The 21,158-nt window shown below is 60.8% G+C and carries 20 protein-coding genes; 14 read left to right on the plus strand and 6 right to left on the minus strand.

What is annotated here, in order from left to right:
- Positions 1-529: 529 nt before the first annotated feature.
- Positions 530-1,549 carry a DMT family transporter gene (locus tag KGB24_RS18105; protein ID WP_223415813.1) on the minus strand — a complete coding sequence of 340 codons (1,020 nt, stop codon included), beginning with the start codon at positions 1,547-1,549 and terminating at the stop codon, positions 530-532.
- Here KGB24_RS18105 and KGB24_RS18110 point away from each other — a divergent pair.
- The 11 genes from KGB24_RS18110 (at position 1,544) to KGB24_RS18160 (ending at position 12,885) form a co-directional block, all read left to right on the plus strand.
- The gene (locus KGB24_RS18110) at positions 1,544-2,107 is read left to right on the plus strand and encodes a helix-turn-helix domain-containing protein (RefSeq protein ID WP_008029196.1); all 564 of its coding nucleotides are present in this window, start codon (positions 1,544-1,546) and stop codon (positions 2,105-2,107) included. The two genes, KGB24_RS18105 and KGB24_RS18110, sit on opposite strands and share 6 nt — an antisense overlap.
- 156 nt (positions 2,108-2,263) lie before the next feature.
- Positions 2,264-3,466, plus strand: coding sequence for an SfnB family sulfur acquisition oxidoreductase (locus KGB24_RS18115; protein WP_223415812.1), 1,203 nt, complete (start codon positions 2,264-2,266; stop codon positions 3,464-3,466).
- Between the two features lie 10 nt (positions 3,467-3,476).
- Entirely contained in the window at positions 3,477-3,914 is a 438-nt protein-coding gene (locus KGB24_RS18120; protein ID WP_223415811.1) for an acyl-CoA dehydrogenase, read from the plus strand.
- Positions 3,914-5,317, plus strand: a complete 1,404-nt coding sequence (locus KGB24_RS18125; protein ID WP_223415810.1) for an LLM class flavin-dependent oxidoreductase — start codon at positions 3,914-3,916, stop codon at positions 5,315-5,317. The genes KGB24_RS18120 and KGB24_RS18125 overlap by 1 nt, the downstream gene beginning before the upstream one ends.
- Before the next feature lie 370 nt (positions 5,318-5,687).
- Complete coding sequence (locus KGB24_RS18130; protein ID WP_223415809.1) at positions 5,688-6,593, plus strand: AMP-binding protein; 906 nt, start codon at positions 5,688-5,690, stop codon at positions 6,591-6,593.
- Positions 6,590-7,366 carry an ABC transporter ATP-binding protein gene (locus KGB24_RS18135; RefSeq protein WP_192417544.1) on the plus strand — a complete coding sequence of 259 codons (777 nt, stop codon included), beginning with the start codon at positions 6,590-6,592 and terminating at the stop codon, positions 7,364-7,366. The genes KGB24_RS18130 and KGB24_RS18135 overlap by 4 nt, the downstream gene beginning before the upstream one ends.
- Positions 7,366-8,247 carry a branched-chain amino acid ABC transporter permease gene (locus KGB24_RS18140; RefSeq protein ID WP_008029209.1) on the plus strand — a complete coding sequence of 294 codons (882 nt, stop codon included), beginning with the start codon at positions 7,366-7,368 and terminating at the stop codon, positions 8,245-8,247. The genes KGB24_RS18135 and KGB24_RS18140 overlap by 1 nt, the downstream gene beginning before the upstream one ends.
- A gap of 4 nt (positions 8,248-8,251) precedes the next feature.
- Complete coding sequence (locus KGB24_RS18145; RefSeq protein WP_223415808.1) at positions 8,252-9,301, plus strand: branched-chain amino acid ABC transporter permease; 1,050 nt, start codon at positions 8,252-8,254, stop codon at positions 9,299-9,301.
- A 30-nt stretch (positions 9,302-9,331) separates the two neighbouring features.
- Complete coding sequence (locus KGB24_RS18150) at positions 9,332-10,672, plus strand: ABC transporter substrate-binding protein (RefSeq protein WP_192496355.1); 1,341 nt, start codon at positions 9,332-9,334, stop codon at positions 10,670-10,672.
- 3 nt (positions 10,673-10,675) lie between these two features.
- The gene (locus KGB24_RS18155) at positions 10,676-11,443 is read left to right on the plus strand and encodes an ABC transporter ATP-binding protein (RefSeq protein ID WP_223415807.1); all 768 of its coding nucleotides are present in this window, start codon (positions 10,676-10,678) and stop codon (positions 11,441-11,443) included.
- Between the two features lie 14 nt (positions 11,444-11,457).
- Positions 11,458-12,885, plus strand: a complete 1,428-nt coding sequence (locus KGB24_RS18160) for an FAD/NAD(P)-binding protein (RefSeq protein WP_223415806.1) — start codon at positions 11,458-11,460, stop codon at positions 12,883-12,885.
- Positions 12,886-13,801: 916 nt separating this feature from the next.
- On the opposite strand, the gene KGB24_RS18165 is transcribed toward KGB24_RS18160, so the two are convergent.
- From KGB24_RS18165 to KGB24_RS18180, 4 genes are all read right to left on the minus strand, one after another.
- A complete protein-coding gene (locus KGB24_RS18165; protein ID WP_223415805.1) occupies positions 13,802-14,026 on the minus strand; it encodes a hypothetical protein in 225 nt (74 codons plus the stop codon).
- A 110-nt stretch (positions 14,027-14,136) separates the two neighbouring features.
- The gene (locus KGB24_RS18170; protein WP_223415804.1) at positions 14,137-14,871 is read right to left on the minus strand and encodes a substrate-binding periplasmic protein; all 735 of its coding nucleotides are present in this window, start codon (positions 14,869-14,871) and stop codon (positions 14,137-14,139) included.
- 148 nt (positions 14,872-15,019) lie between these two features.
- On the minus strand, positions 15,020-15,412 hold the full coding sequence (locus KGB24_RS18175) for a hypothetical protein (protein WP_223415803.1): 393 nt from the start codon (positions 15,410-15,412) through the stop codon (positions 15,020-15,022).
- A gap of 199 nt (positions 15,413-15,611) precedes the next feature.
- Positions 15,612-16,352 (minus strand): response regulator, encoded by a 741-nt coding sequence (locus tag KGB24_RS18180; RefSeq protein ID WP_008033593.1) that lies wholly within the window; start codon positions 16,350-16,352, stop codon positions 15,612-15,614.
- 227 nt (positions 16,353-16,579) lie between these two features.
- Here KGB24_RS18180 and KGB24_RS18185 point away from each other — a divergent pair, with 227 nt between their 5' ends.
- Together KGB24_RS18185 and KGB24_RS18190 are read left to right on the plus strand one after the other, a co-directional pair.
- On the plus strand, positions 16,580-16,843 hold the full coding sequence (locus tag KGB24_RS18185) for a DUF2790 domain-containing protein (RefSeq protein ID WP_008033592.1): 264 nt from the start codon (positions 16,580-16,582) through the stop codon (positions 16,841-16,843).
- Positions 16,844-16,959: 116 nt separating this feature from the next.
- On the plus strand, positions 16,960-18,024 hold the full coding sequence (locus KGB24_RS18190) for an alpha/beta fold hydrolase (protein WP_223415802.1): 1,065 nt from the start codon (positions 16,960-16,962) through the stop codon (positions 18,022-18,024).
- A gap of 942 nt (positions 18,025-18,966) precedes the next feature.
- Here the strand turns inward: KGB24_RS18190 and ppnN are convergent.
- Positions 18,967-20,340 carry a nucleotide 5'-monophosphate nucleosidase PpnN gene (ppnN, locus tag KGB24_RS18195; protein ID WP_008034560.1) on the minus strand — a complete coding sequence of 458 codons (1,374 nt, stop codon included), beginning with the start codon at positions 20,338-20,340 and terminating at the stop codon, positions 18,967-18,969.
- Positions 20,341-20,553: 213 nt separating this feature from the next.
- Between ppnN and KGB24_RS18200 the strand changes: the two genes are divergently transcribed.
- Positions 20,554-21,081, plus strand: coding sequence for a DUF3087 domain-containing protein (locus tag KGB24_RS18200; protein ID WP_192229224.1), 528 nt, complete (start codon positions 20,554-20,556; stop codon positions 21,079-21,081).
- The last annotated feature ends 77 nt before the right edge of the window (positions 21,082-21,158 follow it).

Here is a 21,158-nt window from a genome sequence, read left to right on the forward strand (position 1 = left end):
CCGGTGGGTCAACCAACATCTTTATTGACTGGACGGACGCCATCGCCAGCAAGCCGGCTCCTACAGGAGATCTGCGTAAGTGTCCGAAATTAGTGGGCCACCAAAAGATCAAATGCCAAAGCGAGGCGGCCCGCCCCGTCTCTTTGATCGTACGCATTCCCCTGTAGGAGCCGGCTTGCCGGCGAAAAGCGTCGGGGCAACGCGTTCATTCAGCCAGCCCGCGTTATCGTTAACGTCCATCGCCGGCAAGCCGGCTCCTACAGGAGGGATGTGTACATGGCGACCAGCAGCACCGGAATATCGCAATCATTGTTGGTCATCGATATGTACGGGTTCATGCGTCACCTTCCGCTTGAGCGGCGTGCATGCCGTCAATAGAGGCCTGTGCCAGTGAGCGCGGTGCCGATCATATGTTTGGCATGTTCCGCAGCGTCGAGCCGCGGGATGTCGGGTTGTACGGCAAAGAGGTGAAGGTCGACGTGGTCGCAAGGGGCGAAGACGATTTATCAGGCGCTTCAAATCTTGAGGCTTACCCCTGAATTTCGCGCTCCAACTCTTCCTCGACCGCAGTAGCCTTACCCTTGGTCTTCAACTCACTCACAATCACCGCCGCCACAATCAACCCCGCGCCCACCAACGCAATCGCCGGCAACCGTTCCCCGGCGATCCTTCCGACGATCCCGGCCCACACGGGCTCACCCGCGTAAATCAACGTCGCCCGCGTCGGTGAAACGCTCTTCTGCGCCCAGTTCATCGCCACCTGAATCGCCGCACTCGCCGCGCCGAGGCCGAGGGCGCTGCACAGCAATAACCATGAAAAGTCAGGAATGACTTCCTGAGTCGGCACCACCAGCAAGAACGACAACACCGAGGTGGTCGCCAATTGCACCACCGTCACCCGGCGCACATCGACCTGGCCGGCGTAGGTGCTGATCAAAATGATTTCCGCGGCAATCGCGATGGCGCTGATCAGCGTGGCGATTTCACCCGGACTGAAATTGAACGAAGCACCGGCAGGCCCAGACAGCAACATCAACCCCGTGAAGGCCAGCATGATCCCGATGCTCGGCATCAGCCCCGGACGCCGCCCCAGCACCAGCCATTGCAGCAACGGCACAAAGGGCACATACAACGCGGTAATGAATGCCGACTGACTGCTTGGAATGCTCTGCAACCCGACGGTCTGCAAGCCGTAGCCGAGCATGATCGCCACGCCGATAAAGGTGCCGGCCTTGAGTTCGAACAGGGTCATTTCCCGCAGATGACGCCAGGAGAACAGGGCGACGATGCACGCGGCGGCGGCAAAGCGCAGGCCGACGAAGAACATCGGGCCGCTGACGGTCATCGCGTGCTGCACCAGCAAGAAAGTCCCGCCCCAGACCATGGTGATCAGCACCAGCACGCACTCGGCCTTGCTGAACTTGCGGGAAGAAGCCGGGGAGGAGTTCAACGACGTCATGACCTTGCGCGCTACCTGAGGGCGACGCACAATGCGCCGAATGTTGCGCAGTATACTGCCCAACTCCGACAAGTGAGCAATATAGTGCACAAAGATTCAACGCAACGGGCTTCGGTCCTTCAGCACGTCAGCCTGAACGTTCGGCGTCTGCGCCACGCCGCCGACATGAGCCAGACCGCGCTCGCCGAAAAGTCCGGGGTCAGCCGCCGCATGCTGGTGGCTATCGAGGCCGGCGAGAAGAACGTCAGCCTGACCACCCTCGATCGCGTGGCCGAAGCGCTGGACGTGGCCTTCAGCGACCTGATCCAGGCGCCGGACGCCCGCGACCCGAGCCGCATCAACGAACTGGCCTGGGCCGGGGTGATTCCGGGCAGCAAAGCCGTTTTGCTGTCCAAAGCCACCGCCACCCGTGAAGTGGAACAGTGGGAATGGTGCCTGCAACCGGGCGAAATATACCCATCGCAACCGGATGCCGAGGGCTGGAGCGAACAGATCTATGTGTTCGAAGGCTGCCTGACCCTGATGCTCAGCGACACGCCCCATGAGATCGCTGCCGGCGAGTTCTATATGTTTGCCAGCAACCAGCCGCACAGCTATCGCAATGATGGGCCGGTCGCCGCACGGTTCGTGCGAAACGTGGTGATCTAACTGTTCGTCGACCAACACTGGATGGACACTTTGTTGTTTTAAAGCTGCAAGGCTTTCTCGGATAGTTATTCAACTAGCTGATAAATAAGAAAAAATATTTCAGGCACGACTCCTGCAAAAGCTCTGGTGCATCCACCAGAATCCCGGAGTCGGCCCATGACAGCCTCTGCCCAACCCCCTCGCACCGCCCATGTGATCCGCTCGGACGCCGAGGCAATCGCCGTCGCTCACAAACTCGCTGCCCGCTTCGCCGTCGAGGCCAGCGTGCGTGATCGCGAGCGCCGCTTGCCGGTCGCCGAGCTCGACGAGTTTTCCGCCAGCGGCCTCTGGGGCATCACCGTTCCCAAGGCTTACGGTGGCGCCGGCGTTTCCTACGTGACCGTCGCCGAAGTGATCAAGATCATATCCGCCGCCGACTCGTCCCTCGGCCAGATCCCGCAAAACCACCTCGGCGTGCTCGACATCCTGCTGCAAACCGCCACCGAAGAGCAGAAGCGTTACTACTTCAGCAAAGTCTTGCAGGGTTACCGCTTCGGCAACGCCTTCTCCGAAGCCAAAAGCAAAAACGCCGGGGCCTTCGAAACCCGCATTCGTTTCGACAAAGACACCGCGCAGATCGACGGCGAGAAGTTCTACTGCACCGGCGCGCTGTTCGCGCACATCGTCCCGGCGGTGGCGGTCAACGAGCAGAACCAGGCGTTCATCGCGTTCATCGAGCGCGACAATCCCGGCCTGACCGTGATCGACAGTTGGGACGGTTTTGGCCAGCGCACCACCGCCAGCGGCGGCGTCACGTTGAATGCGGTGAAGGTGCCGTTGAACGCGGTGATCCCGGCTCACAAAGCGTTCGACGAACCCACCGCCGACGGCCCGATTTCACAGATCATTCAGGCCGCAGTGGACACCGGCATCGCCGTCGGCGCGCTGGAAGAAACCAAGCGCTATGCCCGTGAATCCCGACCATGGATCGACAGCGGACACGACTACGGCTGGCAGGACCCGTTCAGCATCGCCGCCATCGGCGATCTCGAATGGCGGGTCCACGGCACCGAAGTGATCCTCAAGAAAGCCGGGCAAGCCATCGACGCGGCGTTGCTCAATCCCAATGAAGACACAGTGGCCAACGCCTCGGTGGTGGTCGCCCAGGCCAAAGTTCTCTCGGCGGAAATCGCGTTGCTCGCCAGCAGCAAACTTTTCGAACTGGCCGGCACACGCTCGGTGCTCGGCAAGTACAACCTTGACCGCCACTGGCGCAACGCCCGCACTCATACGCTGCACGACCCGGCCCGCTGGAAATACCACCTGATCGGCAACTACCTGCTCAACGGCGTCAAGCCTGCGCGCCACGCCTGGAACTGAGGAGTCCACCATGAATGCATTGACCCAACCGATTGCTGCCGGGCAACCCCTGGCCAAAAGTCAGCATGACTTGCACAACGCGCGCAGTTTGCTCGATGCGACCCTGCGCTTCGTTCGTCAGCAGACTCAAACCAAGGATGACCCATACGTCATCAGCCGTTTCGGCGACGTGCAGATCCGCATCGAAGTCGCCGCCGCGCTGCTTGAACGTGCCGACGATTTCTTGAATAGCCACGAAGACGACACCGAAGTCAGCGTCGCCATTGCCGAGTCTCACCTCGCCAGTGCAGAGGCGCTCAACACCGTAAGCCACGCCGAGTTTGAACTCACCGGGCAACGCACCACATTGCCCGGCTCACTGCACGATCCGCTGCACTGGAAACTCCACCTCATCGGTAATTTTCGCCTTAACGGCATTCATCCCCCAAGCTTCAGGAGCGCCGTTTGATGGCCCGGGAAATTCGTCTAAACGCTTTCGACATGAACTGCGTCGGTCACCAGTCGCCCGGTTTATGGGCGCACCCACGGGACCGTTCGTGGCAATACAAAGACCTCGAATACTGGACCGATCTGGCGAAAATCCTCGAGCGCGGCAAGTTCGACGGGTTGTTCATTGCCGATGTGCTCGGCATCTATGACGTCTACAACGGCAACGGTGACGCGGCGATCCGTCAGGCGGCGCAGGTGCCGGTCAACGATCCGCTGCAACTGATTCCGCCGATGGCGCTGGTCACCGAGCATCTGGGTTTTGGCCTGACTGCGTCGCTGTCGTTTGAGCACCCGTATCCGTTCGCCCGACGCCTGTCGACCCTCGATCACCTGACCAAAGGCCGCGCGGGCTGGAACATCGTCACCTCGTATCTGGAAAGCGGCGCAAAGAACCTCGGCCAGAAAAACCAGACCGAACACGACGCCCGTTACGACTACGCCGAAGAGTACCTGGAGGTTTGCTACAAACTCTGGGAAGGCAGTTGGGAGGAGGGCGCGATCCTGCGCGATCGCGAGCGTCGGATTTTCAGTGACCCGAGCAAAATTCACGAAATCCAGCACGTCGGCAAACACTTCCAGGTGCCGGGCATTCACCTCTGCGAACCGTCACCGCAACGCACGCCCGTGCTGTACCAGGCCGGAGCGTCGAATCGTGGCAAGCAGTTCGCCGCTGAACATGCCGAATGCGTGTTTGTGGCGGCGCCGTCGAAAGTGCTGCTGAAAAAGACCGTGGCCGACATCCGTCGTCGCGCCGCCGAAGCCGGGCGTGATCCGTCGAAGATCCTGATCTTCAACCTGCAAACGGTGATCCTCGGTGAGACCGATGCCAAGGCTAAAGCCAAGTTCGAGGAATACAAAACCTGGGTCAGCTATGAAGGTGCGATGGCATTGATTTCGGGCTGGACCGGGATCGATTTCAGTCAGTTCAAACCGGATGAACCGCTCAAGCATGTGCACACCAACGCCATCCAATCGGCAGTGGAAGCGTTCTCCACGGCCGATCCGAACAAGGTCTGGACACCGAATGAACTGGCGGACTGGGTCGGAATTGGCGGGTTTGGTCCGCTGTTTGTCGGCAGTGCCGAGACGGTTGCCGATCTTTTGCAGGAGTGGGTTGAAGAGACCGATGTGGACGGCTTCAACCTGGCCTATGCGCTGACGCACGAAACCTTTATCGACGCCGTGGAACTGCTGGTGCCGGAGTTGCAGAAGCGTGGGGTCTACAAGACCGAGTACGCACCGGGGACCTTGCGCGAGAAGTTGTTCGGGGAGGGCGCGCGGTTGCCGGAGATTCATCCGGGCGCGGGGTATCGGGATTTGGCGGGGTTGCGGCAGCAGGAGAAGAAAGTGGTGTCTGCCTAGACGCCATCGCCGGCAAGCCGGCTCCTACAGGATACGTGTTGCCGGTGATATCCGTGGACGACACAAAAACCTGTAGGAGCGTGGCTTTCCCGCGAAGAGGCCGGTACATCCAGCATTGATGTCGGCTGTCACGCCGCCATCGCCAGCAAGCCGGCTCCTACAGGATTCGTGTTGTGGATGATATTTGCAGACAACACAAAACCCTGTAGGAGCGTGGCTTGCCCGCGAAGAGGCCGGTACATCCAGCATTGATGTCGGCTGTCACGCCGCTATCGCCGGCAAGCCGGCTCCTACAGGGGATGGTGGTGTTTTAGAGATTTTGGCCCAGCGGACCACCGCACGCTTTTGCCCATGAACAGGAGGTCAACCCATGAGCGTGCATGAACTCAAACGTCCGCCCCTCGCGGACACCGCCGAGTGGCGGGTCGAGCTGCCCACGGCGCTGGAGCAATTGCGTCACTGGGCGCAGGTCAGTCCGTTGCAGCCGGCGCTGCGTCACAAGCGCCATGGTCAGTGGTTTGTCTGGCGCTGGATCGATGCACTGCGCGATGTCGAGCGTTTGGCCGACGGCTTGCGCCAGCAAGGTTTTACCGAAGATTCGCGCCTGGCCCTCAGCGGGGCGTTCGAACCGAATCTGTTGCTGCTGGCCCTGGCCGCACAACACATCGGCGGGCAGTTGCTGACCCTGCCGGACAACCTCGACCCCGAATCCCTGCACAAAACCCTCTGGCGCAGCGGGCCCACGCACGCCTTCGTTCAAGGCCGGCAGACCCGGCAACTGTGGCTCAATCAGGGCCAAACGCTGCTCAACTTCAACGACCTGCTTGGCCCGGTGGACACTCCGCAGCGCCTCAACCGTTGGCGCCAGAACGCGCAACTGTGGAGCGAAGAGGGCACGCAATGGCAGGCCGGCCTGACGGTGTTGCTTGAGCAATGGCTGAACAGCGGCCACTCCCTGGCTTTCCCGGAAAGCCCCGGCAGTGCCAGTCGCGACCGGCGTGAGGTGGCGCCTTCGGGGCTGTTGCTGTCGGCCGAACGTCTGCAACTGCTGGCCGAGGAAATCGACAGTCGCCTCGCCGCGCAAGGCACCTGGCGTCGACGTCTTTGCGAGTGGGCCATCGCTCACCCGGAAAAAGGCCTGCAACGCCTGATCAAGAATCGCGTTCGGCGACTGCTCGGTTTTCACAACCTGCATTACATCTGGCAAGCCACGCGCACGCCTGAGGTGAAAGCCGCGCCAACCTGGCTCACTGAATTCAAACAGGACATCGCATGACTTCGACCGATTCCATCCTGCAAGTCAGCGGCATTTCCCTGTCCTTCAAAGGCGTGAAAGCGATCAACGAGCTGTCCTTCGACGTGCGTCGGGGCGAGATCTGCGCGCTGATCGGCCCCAACGGCGCGGGCAAGAGTTCGCTGCTCAACGTGCTGAACGGCGTGTACCGCTTCGACGCCGGTTCGATTGTCTTCGAGCAACAGCCGTTCAAACGCATCGACCCGTTGACCGCTGCGCGCCGAGGCATTGGCCGCACGTTCCAGAACAACGCGTTGTTCAAGAAAATGAGCGTGATCGACAACATCCTCACCGGCCTGTCGCGGCACTTGCGCAGCAGCTTCATCGAACAGGCACTCAACCTGCCGCGAGCACGCCGCGAGGCCGAAGCCTTCCGCCAGCAAGCCCAGGGCATTCTCGAATTCCTTGAGCTGCAGGCGCATCGCGATGTGCCGGTGGGCAATCTGTCCTACGGCCTGCAAAAACGCGTAGAGCTCGGCCGCGCCTTGATCGCCGGCCCGCGCCTGTTGCTGCTGGATGAGCCGATGGCCGGAATGAACGCCGAAGAGAAACAGGAAATGGCCCGTTTCATCGCCGACATTAACCGCGACCTCGGCACCACGGTGGTGTTGATCGAGCACGACATGAGCGTGGTCATGGGCCTGTCCGACCACGTCGTGGTCCTTGATTACGGGCGCAAGGTCGGCGACGGCACGCCGGCCGAAGTGCAGGCCGATCCCGAAGTGATCGCGGCGTATCTGGGAGTGGTGCACTGATGACATTTTTCTTCGAAACCCTGCTCGGCGGCCTGCTCGCCGGGACCATGTATTCGCTGGTCGCCATCGGCTTCGTGCTGATCTACAAGGCCAGCGGCGTGTTCAATTTTGCCCAGGGCGCGATGCTGTTGTTCGCCGCGCTGACCTTCGTCAGCCTGCACGATCAGGGCGTGCCGTTTGCCCTGGCGCTGTTGCTGACCGTGGTGGTGATGATCATCGGCGCGTTGCTGATCGAACGGCTGGTGCTGCGGCCACTGGTCAACCGCTCGCAGATCACCTTGTTCATGGCCACGCTTGGGCTGTCCTTCATCATCGAAGGCCTGGCACAAGGCTTGATGGGGTCGCAAGTGCGGGCGCTGGACTTAGGGATAGACGACGTGCCGGTGTTCATCGGCGGGATGATGGTCAGCCAGTTCGACCTGATTGCCGCCGCTGCCGCCATCGTCCTGGTGACGGTGCTGGCGTTGCTGTTCAACAAGACCCGCATCGGCGTGTCGTTGCGGGCGGTGGCGGATGACACCACCGCCGCGTTGTCGATCGGCATCAACCTCAACCGGATCTGGCAGATCGTCTGGGCCGTGGCCGGGGTTGTCGGGTTGGTGGCGGGACTGCTTTGGGGCGCTCGCCAAGGGGTGCAGTTTTCGCTGTCGCTGGTGGTGCTCAAAGCGTTGCCGGTGCTGATCATCGGTGGCTTCACCTCGATTGGCGGGGCCATCGTCGGCGGACTGATTGTCGGCGCGGCGGAGAACCTCGCCGAGGTCTACGTCGGTCCGCTGATCGGCGGCGGCATCACCCCGTGGTTCGCCTATGTCCTGGCTTTGGCCTTCCTGTACATCCGTCCCGCCGGCCTGTTCGGCGAGCGCGCCATCGAGCGAGTCTGAACCCATGTCCATTTCCCTTGCCCGCGAAACCGCGCCGTCGGTGTTGATCCAGCGTCGTATCCCGTTTGGACTACTTGGCCTGTTATTGATCGCCTTCGTGGTCGTGCCGCTGACCGGCAACGACTATTGGCTGAACGCAATCCTGATCCCGTTTCTGGTGCTGTCCCTGGCCGGGCTCGGCCTGAATCTGCTCACCGGTTACACCGGCCAGACCTCGGTCGGCGCGGCCGGGTTCATGGCGGTCGGGGCGTTTGCCACGTATGGATTTTTGCTGCGTTTGCCTGAACTGGGCTTGCCCGTCGCGTTGCTCGGCGGCGGGCTGATCAGCGCAGTGGTGGGTTTTGTTTTCGGCCTGCCGAGTTCGCGGATCAAAGGCTTTTACCTGATGGTCACCACGCTGGCGGCGCAGTTTTTCCTGGAGTGGCTGTTCGTCAAATTCCCCTGGTTCTACAACTACGGTTCGTCCGGGACCATTTCCGCACCGAAACTGGCGCTGTTCGGCCACGACCTGAACACGCCGCTCGGACGCTATCTGCTGACCCTGACCACCGTATTGTTGCTGACCTGGCTGGCGGTGAACCTGGTGAAAAGCCAGATCGGCCGCAACTGGATGGCGATCCGCGACATGGACACCGCCGCAGCGGTAATCGGCATTCCGGTGGTGCGCTACAAACACCTGGCGTTCGCCGTCAGTTCGTTCTACCTCGGCATCGCCGGGGCGCTGTGGGCCTTCGCCTACCTGGGCACTGCCAGCGCCAGCAGTTTCGATATCAACCGGTCGTTCCAGATCCTGTTCATCATCATTATCGGCGGGATGGGCAGCATCGCCGGCAACTTTGTCGGCGCCGCGTTCATCAGCCTGTTGCCGATCCTGCTCAGCCACGCCGGGCAAGCCTTGTTCGGTGGTTCGGTGGACGCCGGGCAGTTGCAGAACCTGCAAAAAATCATCTTCGGCGTGCTGATCATCCTGTTCCTGATCAAGGAACCGGAAGGCCTGATCCGCCTGCTGGGCAACCTTCGTGAACGGCTGAGTCACTGGCCGCTGCGCTTCTGAATCCTTTCCATTATTAGATAGAGAGACAACATGCGTGCATCCTTGAAACGTTCGTTGGTCGGCGCCGCTTTGACGCTGGCCGTTTTCAGCAGTGCAGTGCCGGTGGTCCAGGCCTCGGCGGACCAGCAATTCTTCCCGTTGGCCACCTATCGCGTCGGCGCGTACGCCTCCAGCGGCGTGCAGGTGTGGGCCGGGATGCTCGATTACCTGAACTACATCAACGATGTGGAAGGCGGAATCAACGGCGTCAAATTGGTATGGCAGGAATGCGAAACCGAGTGGACGGCGGAGAAGGGCATCGAGTGCTATGAGCGCTTCAAGAAAGGCCTGGATGGCGCGCCGGTGGCGATCTATTCACCCAACGGCGCACCGGCGGCCTATGCGCTGAGCGAGCGCGCGGAAGTCGACAAGATCCCGCTGATCACCCTCGGCTACGGGCGCACCGAAGCCACCGACGGCACGGTGTTCCCGTACAACTTCCCGGTGATGCTGACCTTCTACAGCGAGGCATCGAGCCTGATCAATTACATCGCTCAGCGCGAGGGTGGTTTCGACAAACTCAAGGGCAAGAAGATTGCCACGGTCTATCACGACTCCGCGTATGGCCGGGAAACCCTCGGCCCGTTGAAGCTGTTGGCGGAGAAATACGGCTTCGAGAACATCCAGATTCCGGTGGCCGATCCGGGTAACGAGCAATCGGCGCAATGGCGGCAGATTCGCCAGGTCAACCCGGACTGGGTGTTCCTGCGTACATGGGGCGTGTCGACGCCGGTCGCCGTGAAAACCGCCGCGCGTTTCGGCTTCCCAGTGGACCACATCGTCGGCGACATCTGGGCCAGTTCCAGCGAAGACGTGTTGCCCGCAGGCGCCGCCGCGAAGGGTTATCTGGCGCTGACGCCATACCCCGCAGGCGCTGATTTCGAGATTCACAAACGCCTCAAGCAATTCATCCTCGACAAGGGCAAGAGCGACCTCAAGGACCTGAAAAATTTCGGCAGCGTCTACTACAACTCCGGGCTGGTGAATGCCGCAGTGATGGTGGAAGCAATCCGCACGGCCCAAGGCAAATTCGGCAAGCGTCCGTTGAACGGCGAAGAAGGCCGCTGGGGTCTGGAACACCTGAACATCGACGATGCGCGGCTCAAGGACATGGGTTATTTCGGCCTGATGCAAAACCTCAAATTGTCCTGCAAGGATCACGAGGGTGGCGGTTCGGCGCGGGTTCAGCAGTGGGACGGTGCGAACTGGACGCTGATCAGCGACTGGATCGCCGCCGACCGCGCCTTGCTGCGGCCGTTGATCGATGAAAAATCCGCCGCGTTCGCCAAGGAAAAAGGCCTGACGCCACGCACTTGCACCGGGGATGAATAAACCATGAGCCAAGCCGCCAGCGACATTGCCGCCAACGACCTGTTGCGAGTCAACGACATCGAGGTGATCTACGACGGGGCGATCCTGGCCGTGGCCGGGGTTTCGCTGACGGTGCCCAAGGGCGGCATCGTCGCGTTGCTGGGTGCCAACGGTGCGGGCAAAAGCACCACGCTGAAGGCGATTTCCGGGTTGGTGCGGGCCGAGCGGGCGCAAGTCAGTCGCGGCACGATCGAGTTTCTCGGTCGCGATACGGCGGGTGTCGATCCCAGTTTGCGGGTGCGTCAAGGGATGGTGCACGTGCTGGAAGGTCGCCACGTGTTCCCGCAGTTGACGGTCGAAGACAACCTGCGCAGTGGCGGCTTCGTGCGCGGCTTGAACCGCCAGGAGCTGGCCCGGGACCTGGAGCGGATTTACGCCTGGTTCCCGCGCCTGAAAACCAAGCGCAAGACCCAGGCCGGGCTGACGTCCGGTGGCGAGCAGCAGATGGTCGCCATCGGCCGGGCGTTGATGACACGTCCTACTTTGGTACTGCTTGATGAACCTTCCATGGGTTTGGCGCCTATTATCGTCCAGGAGATTTTCGAGATCGTCGCCCAGCTCAATCGCGACGAGCAGGTGAGCTTTCTGATTGCCGAGCAAAACATTAATGTGGCGCTCAAGTACGCCTCTCAGGCCTATGTCCTCGACACCGGCCGGGTGGTGTTGTCCGGCAGCAGTGAGGCGCTGTTGGCGCGGGGCGATCTGCATGACTTTTATTTAGGTAAACACTGAGCAGTGAGAACGCCATGACTGAAACCCAACGCGGACAGGCGACCGACGCCATCCGCCACGCGGACATCCTGATCGTCGGCGGTGGCCTCAGCGGCGCGATGCTGGCGGCGCAGTTGTTGCGCCTTCCCGGCAAACGCTCGTTGCTGGTGATCGAGCCCCGGGCAGAACTTGGACGGGGCGAGGCCTACAGCGCGGTCGAGTTGGGCCATACGCTCAACGGCAACGCGGCGCGCATGAGCGTCGACCCGGACAACGCCGACGACCTGACGCAATGGCTGACCGAGTACATCGCCGATGGTGGCTGGCCGGAGTCCGATGAGCAGCATGTGCCGGTCAGCGAGCTATTTCCGCCCCGGGGGATTTTCGGGTTGTACGTGCAGCAACGGTTGGCCGAAGCGCAAGCGCTGGGCGCGTTGAATGGCTCGACGGTCGAGCATGTGCGGGCCGAGGTGGTGGACCTGCAGACGCTGGATGATTCGGTGCGGCTGAGCTTGAGTGACGGCCAGCGGTTGCAGGGCGCTTATGCGGTGCTGGCGACCGGGATGTTTCCGGCTGCGCGCACGCCACAGACCGAGTCCAGTGGCTTGAACGCTGCGGCGCTTGATCCCTGGGATGTTGCCGCGATGCGTGAGCTGGATCCGCAATCGACAGTGTTGATCATCGGTTCGGGCCTGACCATGGTCGATGCCGTGGTGTCGCTGGAACAGGCCGGGCATCGCGGGCCGATCGAAGTGTTTTCGCGGCATGGCTTGCTGCCGCACGTGCGTCGACAACCACCGGTGTGGGTGGATTTTCTTGCCGAGGATCACAGCATTCGTACGCCGCGACAGTTGGTGCGAGCACTGCGTCGGCATTGCCGGGATGCCATTGAGCAGGGTGTCGACTGGCAGGCGCCACTGGATACGGTGCGGGCGCATATCGGTCGGTTGTGGAATCAGGCGACGGATGGGCAGCGTCGGCAGTTTGTGCGGCATGTGCGGCCGTGGTGGGAAAGTCATCATCACCGGTCGCCGCCGTTGAGTGCCGAGTTGGTTGCGCGATTGCACGGGGAAGGGCGGTTGCGGATTCAGGCGGCTTCGTTCAAAGGGCTGGAGCCGGCTTCGGGTGGTGTCAGTATCCGTATTCGTCGACGTGGCGAAGGGCAAACGGTTGTCGTCAGTGGCGCGGCGTTGATCAATTCCAGTGGCATCGAGTATGACTGGCGACGGGTGGCGCGACCGTTGCCGCGGCAGCTGTTGGCCCGTGGGTTGGTGCGGCCGGGGCCGTTGGCGCTGGGGATTGCGGCGGCGGTTGATGGCGCGGTGCTGGGTGGTGATGGGCAGGTTGCGAGGCGGCTGTTTGCCATGGGGCCGCCGTTGCGGGGGATGTGGTGGGAGAGTACGGCGGTGACTGACGTGGCTAGTCAGGCCAAGGCTTTGGCTTTGCGCTTGGTTGGGGGGTAGGTTGGGGGTATATCCGTTTTTTTTGTGATGGCTGGTATTGGTTTCGCCCTTACGGCGAGTCACTTGGAAGAGCCCCAAGTAACCAAGGGCTTTTGCCCCTTTCGTTCGGTGCCTCGCTCCGGTCCTGCTCCGTGGGCCCGCCGCGATCGGCCATCCTTGGCCGTGCGCGGCTAACCCGGCATCCATGCCGGGTTGCCCACTGCGCAGAACCTGCGCTCGGCCTCTCGAGGGGGCGTGTACCTCAAGATCAAAAGCTGAAGGCGAGCTAACGCTCGACCTGATGAGTGGTGAAAATCAAAAGCAAACGCGATTCCCTGTAGGAGCCGGCTTGCTGGCGATGGCGTCCGTCCAGTCAATAAATATGTTGGCTGACCCACCGCCATCGTCGGAACGCCGCCCGCAGCAAGCCGGCTCCTACAGGGGAATGCGTAAGTGTCCGAAATTAGTGGGCCACCACAAGATCAAATGCCAAAGCGAGGCGGCCCGCCCCGTCTCTTTGATCGTACGCATTCCCCTGTAGGAGCCAGCTTGCTGGCGATGGACGTCAACGATAACGCGGGTTGTCTGAATGAACGCGGTGCCTATACGCTTTTCGCGAGCAGGCTCGCTCCTACAGGGTTCGGTGTTTTCTTTTGATTTTCACCACTCATCAGGCCGAGCGTTAGCTCGCCTTCCGCTTTTGATCTGAGCGCCCCCACGGAGCAGGACCGGAGCGAGGGCATGCCGAGCCTAGGCGAGGCACCGAACGAAAGGGGCAAGAGCGCTTGGTTACTTGGCGCTTTTCCAAGTGACCCGCCGTAAGGGCGGAACCAATATCAGCCATCACAAAAAAAACGGATATACACCCAAACAAAGAAACCCCGAAAAGACTAAATCCTCCCGGGGTTTCCTATTCAAAGCCGCACAAACCAGCCAATCAATAACGCTGATACTTGGACCCAAACTCAGGACGGTTTTCAGCGACATACAACGTACTCGCCTGACTGTCCTTACGATCAACACCAACCGTATTCACATTCAACGTAGCCGGCTGACTGACCTTCGCCGCCGCCACCACTGGCAACGTAGCATGCGGGGCAGCGATGGCCGATGCAGCACCAAGAACCGAAAGGACGAAACCAAGACCAATAATGCTTTTCATGATGTAGCTCCAGAACTGTGGGAAGAAGATGGGCCCACAGTAGTCCTGGAGCATCACGATGAAAAAACACCCTCACGCATAGTCTTTATCGAGAACGTTGATCCACGCCGTCAGCGTGGTGTGCGGTCTGCCAGCCAGCGCTGCTTGAGCTGTTCCAGGCGCCCATCCTGGCGCATCGTGTCCAGCGCCTGTTGCCAGCGCGCAATCTGACGCGGGTCGGTCAACGGCGAAAAAGCGATATACGTGGCTTCCTTCATCAGCGGTATCTGGTAGTGCAACTGCTCGGGTGGCACTCCTTCTTCACGGGCCATGGTAGCGACGGAAAGGGTGTCGGCCACCACGAACTCCGCGCGACCCAGGCGGGCCAGACGCATCATTTGTTCGGGGGTTTCCACGCCGTACAGATTGTTCACATCCTGCTTCTGCAAGTAGCTGTAGACCAGCCATTTTCGCGGAACGGCAATGCGGCCCTGATGACCGGCCTCCAGCAGACTGCGCACTGGCTGCCGGGTACTTTCAGTGGAATACAGAGCGGTTTCCACCTCCATCAGCGGACCGACCCACTGATACTGGCCATCACGCTCGGCAGTGCGCAACACGGTGAACACCCCCGTGGCGGGCTCGGTGCTGGCCACGTGCAAGGCGCGCAGTAGCGGGACTTGCTGAAAGTGCACCTGGTCGCCAGCCATGTCGGCCAGTGCCTGCACCACGTCCACGCCAAACCCCACCAGCTGATTACCCTGCTGGAAATGCAGGGGCGGGTGGTTGTCAGTCAGCATGTTCAGGTCTGCCGCGACCGCAGTGAACGTCAATAGAGACAGCAGGCAAACGGCGATACGCTTCATGAATCGTCCTTGATCGAATGTGGCGCAAAGCTTAGTACGAGCGTGCAGTCACTGTCCCGCGCAATTGAGCGGGCTTTTGCGTCAGACCTGAGGATTTATGGGTATCACTCGCACCCACAGGGGATCTTTGTTGCGACGTAGATCGCGATCAATACCGCTGATATTTCGAACCGAACTCTGCGCGGTTCTCCGCCACGATCACGCCGCCGCGTACGGCGTTGTCCGGGCTGATCAGGGCGACACGTTCACGCAGTTCCTGCAGGCGATCGGCACCCCCTTCAGCAACACGTTCACGCAGCTCTTGCAGGCGATCGGCGCCACCTTCGGCGACACGTTCGCGCAGCTCTTGCAGGCGATCGGCGCCGCCTTCAGCTACGCGGTTCTGTTGCAGCCGGTCCGAGCCACCTTCCACCAGCAGTTGCTGGATCTGGCTGTGGGACACCGCGCTCACGGTGCTGGCCGAGGCCAGATTCGACAGGCCGAGACCACCGACCAGTGCCAGACCGAGTGCCAGGGAAGAAACTTTCGAGAAATTGATCATGGTGATTCTCCGTGCGTTTAGTTTGAGTGGGTCGGTAGCTGCTGCTATCCGGTGATCACAGTTAAACGCCCGGGTGTATCGGTGATGTGTGCTCGAACCCGGCGAAATCGCTGTCTGCGTATCTGTCGCGGGTTCTTATACAGACGGATACAAAACCCTTCGGATGTGAAGGGCGGTCGTGTTCAGCGCCAGGCACGCTTCATGATTCTGCGCCGAGCATTTCCACCGGGTAGGAGAACACATAGCCTTCGCTGCGCACGGTCTTGATGTAGGTCGACTCGCGCGAGTCATCCATCAAGCGTTGGCGCAAACGGCTCACCAGCAAATCGATTGAGCGATCGAACAGGTCGGCATCGCGTCCCTGGGTCAGGTTGAGCAACTGGTCGCGGCTGAGTACCCGTTGCGGGTGATCGAGGAATACGCGCAACAAGCGGTACTCGGCACCACTGAGGGCCACCATCGTGTTGTCTTCGTCGAGTAAATGGCGGGCAGTCGTGTCGAGGCGCCAGCGGCCGAAACCCAATAGTCGGCCACTTTCGGTGATCAGCAGGTTGGGTGGCAGCATTCGCGTACGGCGCAATACGGCGTTGATCCGCGCCAGCAACTCGCGGGCGGCGAAGGGTTTGGTCAGGTAGTCGTCGGCGCCCATTTCCAGGCCGAGGATGCGATCGGTTTCGTCGTTGCGTGCGGTGAGCATCAGGATCGGCGTCGCTTTATGTTTACCCGAGCGCAACTCGCGGCACAGCACGAGGCCGTCATCGCCGGGCATCATGATGTCCAGCACGATCAGGTCCACCTGATTGGCTTCCAGAAAACTGCGCATCTGCCGGCCGTCAGCAACCACCGTGGTGCGCAGGCCGTTCTTCTTCAGGTAATTGCCGACCAGCTCGCGAATCTCCCGGTCGTCGTCGACGATCAGGATGTGGTTTACATGTTCCATTGCTCAACCCTCTTGTTATTCGCACGTTGCGCATTCTAGGCAGCCACGGTGCACCTGCCCACAGGCTTTGTATCACAGTGTATCCGCTGCCCTGTTTGACACCTTACGCCTTAATTCCGCGGGTTCTAAGACACATGGCAGATACCTCGGGTCGATTAAATGGGCTCCATCGAGACAACACGGTTTGCCTCGCAACCATTGCCCATTGCAACCCTGAGGAATTCATCATGAACTGGAACAAACTGATTGCCGCCAGCTTCTTTGCCGTCCTGAACGTTGCCGCATTTTCGGCCCATGCCGATGTTCAAGTACCGGCACAAACCACTGCGTACGGCACGCACCTGGATATCAAGAAGGTTGTTTCCATCGTCGACAACGGCGGCGGCACCTGCGGCATTGTCGATGCCCGCCTGACCTACCTCGATTCCAATGGCGCACAGAAAGTCGCCGGGTACAGCAAGTTCGCAGACTGCGCGAATCAGGGCGGCTGATCTTTCCACTACGCTCATCGCTGTCGATGTCGAGCAACGCACCGTTTGCTCAGCGCCCCGCGATGGCTGATTCATGTCGTCCAAACACCCGATCAATGACTTGCAGGGATATCACCATGAAGATCAATGTGTTGAGCAGTACTTCCGCCTCGCGTCGTCGCCGTCTCCTTGGCCCCTCGGTCCTCGCGTTCGCGCTGATGCAGTTCGGTGCTCTCGGGGCTGCCAGTGCGCAAGCCGCGACTGCCGAGCCCGTGGTGGCGAGTGCTGCGACCCTCAAGGCGGACACGTTCGGCCCGCTCAAGCATGTCAATGCCGGGTTGCTGAGTGTGGCGTACGCCGAAGTCGGCCCCGCCGATGGGCCGGTGGTGATTCTTCTGCACGGCTGGCCGTACGACATTCACAGCTACAGCGAAGTGGCGCCGTTGTTGGCGGCCAAGGGTTACCGGGTGTTGATCCCCTACGCACGGGGCTACGGTGACACGCATTTCCTGTCCGACAAGACTGTTCGCAACGGCCAGCCTGCGGCGTTGGCCAGTGATGTCATCGACTTCATGGATGCACTGAAGATCAAGAAAGCGGTGCTGGGTGGCTACGACTGGGGCGCGCGCTCGGCGGACATCGTTGCCGCACTTTGGCCGGAGCGGGTCGAGGCGCTGGTCGCCGTCAGCGGTTATCTGATCGGCAATCAGGCTGCGGGCAAGAACCCGTTGCCGCCCAAGGCCGAGTTGCAATGGTGGTACCAGTTCTATTTTGCAACCGAGCGCGGTCAGGCCGGCTACGAAAAGAATCGTCACGACTTCGCCAAGTTGATCTGGGAGCTGGCATCGCCAAAATGGCGCTTCGACGACGCGACGTTCGACCGCAGCGCGGCGGCCCTGGACAACCCGGATCACGTCGCTATCACGATTTTCAACTATCGCTGGCGGTTGGGCATGGTGCAGGGCGAACCCCAATATGAAGCGCTGGAGCAGCAACTGGCCAAGGCCCCGGTGATTACGGTGCCGACCATCACCATGGAAGGCGATGCCAACGGCGCGCCGCATCCGGCCGCCGAGGATTACGCCAAGCGTTTTACTGGCAAATACGAATACCGCCTCATCAGCGGCGGCATCGGCCACAACTTGCCGCAGGAAGATCCGCAAGCCTTTGCCAAGGCTGTGATCGACGCGGATAACCTGTAAAACGGAACCGGCTTGATGCGCTGCGCAAGGCTTTAGGGCCCCATCGCCAGCAAGCCGGCTCCTACAGGAATCGTGGGTGTCCGTGGCCTTTCACACGACACCCAACTGTAGGAGCCGGCTTGCCGGCGATGGCGGCCGGATGAACGATGCACGGCTCAAGGGCCTCATCGCCAACAAGCTGGCTCCTACAGGGATCGTGGATGTCCGTAGTCTTTCACACGACACCAAACTGTAGGAGCCGGCTTGCCGGCGATGGCGGCCGGATCAACGATGCATGGCTCGAGGGCCTCATCGCCAGCAAGCTGGCTCCTACGGGAATCGTGGGTGTCGGTAGTCTTTCACACGACACCAAACTGTAGGAGCCGGCTTGCCGGCGATGGCGGCCGGATGAGCGATGCATGGCTCGAGGGCCTCATCGCCAGCAAGCCGGCTCCTACGGGAATTGTGGGTGTCGGTTGTTTTTCACACGACACCAAACTGTAGGAGCCGGCTTGCCGGCGATGGCGCCCGAATGAACGATGCACGGCTCGAGGGCCTCATCGCCAGCAAGCTGGCTCCTACAGGAATCGTGGGTGTCGGTAGTCTTTCACACGACACCCAACTGTAGGAGCCGGCTTGCCGGCGATGGCGCCCGGATGAGCGATGCACGGCTGGAGGGCCTCATCGCCAGCAAGCTGGCTCCTACAGGGATCGTGGATGTCCGTAGCCTTTCACACGACACCAAACTGTAGGAGCCGGCTTGCCGGCGATGGCACCCGGATGAACGATGCATGGTTCTAGGGCCTCATCGCCAGCAAGCTGGCTCCTACGGGAATCGTGGGTGTCGGTAGTTTTTCACACGACACCAAACTGTAGGAGCCGGCTTGCCGGCGATGGCGGCCGGATGAGCGATGCACGGTTCGAGGGCCTCATCGCCAGCAAGCTGGCTCCTACAGGGTTTGGTTATGCAACCACGCGATAACACGGCACATACGCCGCGCCGCCAGGCAGTTTCATCCGGTGCTGGGCCACGAACGCCTTGAGCAACTGATCCAGCGGCTGCATCACCGCCGCATCGCCACGGATCTGGTACGGCCCGTGTTCTTCGATCAGGCGGATGCCCTTGTCCTTGACGTTGCCGGCGACGATGCCGGAGAACGCGCGACGCAGGTTGGCGGCCAGTTCGTGGGCTGGCAGGCTGCGGCTGAGTTTCAGGTTGGCCATGTTTTCGTGGGTCGGGTCGAACGGGCGCTGGAAGCCCTCGTCGATCTTCAGCAACCAGTTGAAATGGAACGCGTCGTTGCGCTCGCGGCGGAACTGTTTCACCGCTTTGAGGCCAGCAGTCATCTGCCGCGCGACTTCAGCCGGGTCGTCGATGATGATCTCGTAATGCTGCTTCGCTGCGTCACCCAGGGTGGCGCCGACGAACGCGTCCAGTTGTTCCAGATACGGCGCCGCGTGTTTCGGCCCGGTGAGGATGACCGGGAAGGGCAGGCCCTTGTTGTCCGGGTGCATCAGGATGCCTAGCAAGTACAGGAACTCTTCGGCCGTGCCCGCGCCGCCGGGGAAAATGATGATGCCATGGCCGACACGCACGAACGCTTCCAGGCGTTTCTCGATGTCCGGCAGAATCACCAGCTCATTGACGATCGGGTTCGGCGCTTCGGCGGCGATGATGCCGGGTTCGGTCAAACCGAGGTAACGGCCACCGTGAATACGTTGTTTGGCATGGGCGATGGTCGCGCCTTTCATCGGGCCTTTCATCACGCCGGGGCCGCAACCGGTGCAGATGTCGAGGCTGCGCAGGCCCAGTTCGTGGCCGACTTTCTTGGTGTATTTGTATTCTTCGGTGTTGATCGAGTGGCCACCCCAGCACACTACGATTTTCGGCTCGACGCCGGGGCGCAGGGTGCGGGCGTTGCGCAGCAGGTGGAACACATAGTCGCTGATGCCCTGGGAATTGCTCAGGTCGATGCGCTGGCTGTCGAGTTCGTTTTCGGTGTAGACGATGTCGCGCAGGGCGCTGAACAGCATTTCCCGGGTACTGGCGATCATTTCGCCATCGACGAATGCGTCGGCCGGGGCGTTCAGCAGTTCAAGGCGTACACCGCGGTCTTGTTGGTGAATGCGGATTTCGAAGTCCTTGTAGGCTTCGAGGATGGTCTTGGCGTTATCGACATGGGCGCCGGTATTCAGAATGGCCAGGGCGCACTGGCGGAAGAGGGTATAGGTGCTGCCGGATCCGGCTTCGCTCAGTTGCTGTACTTCACGTTGAGAGAGGGTTTCCAGGCTGCCTTTGGGGCTGACCGAAGCGTTGATTACTTGTCGTTGGGACATTCAATGATCCTTAAAACGATGTCACCCGCCGAGGACGCATGACATCCGAATAGTATGTATCCACGAAAGAAGATGGCACGAACTGCGCAGTATCGCCATGTTCCCCTTTGACGATGAAAAGATGAAAAGGAGCCCCAGCATAGCTAAATCCCTCGCAGAGGCGATAATGCCCCGCAGTCTTTTTGCTCACGCCGCCTGAGGAACCCCGTCGCGATGTTTGAAATCCAGCCACAGAACCCAGAAATCTACCGAAGCCAGACGCGCCGCAGCACGATCATCATCGCCCTGGTTTTCCTCGCCCTGGCGATGGTTTTGTCCACCGCGGCGGTGGCGATGTTCGGCGAACCGGGGGGCGACAATCTACGCTTCAACGTGGGCGGCGTGTTTGTCGCGGTGCTGTTGATGGCGGCGCTGATGCGCGGCAAATTCTGGACCCAGGAGTGGATGGCGCCGGCGGTCTACGGCTGGCAGCTCAAACGCAGCCTGATGAGCATCACCAACGTCATGCACCAGGTGACGGCGGCGGTGGACGCGGGTGATCCGAGTGCCATGAAGCTGCTGCGTTTTTATCACCTGGGGCTGAGCCAGATGCACCAACTGGACGGTAACTCCAGTGATCACAGCCAATTGATACGTGAAATGGACCTGCACAAGGCACGAATGGAAGCGCTGGGCATCGAGACCGAACAGACGCAATTGAACCCGGCGTGGCTTGAGGCCGTGAAACAGACGCCACGCTAACCGGTACAGGACCAAGGCACATTGATAATAAAAAGGCGAACGGGATCAGTCGCCATTCATCAGGATTCAGGGAGCGT

It is taken from the genome of Pseudomonas sp. BF-RE-25 (genome assembly GCF_019956105.1).
GTDB classification, from domain to species: domain Bacteria; phylum Pseudomonadota; class Gammaproteobacteria; order Pseudomonadales; family Pseudomonadaceae; genus Aquipseudomonas; species Aquipseudomonas migulae.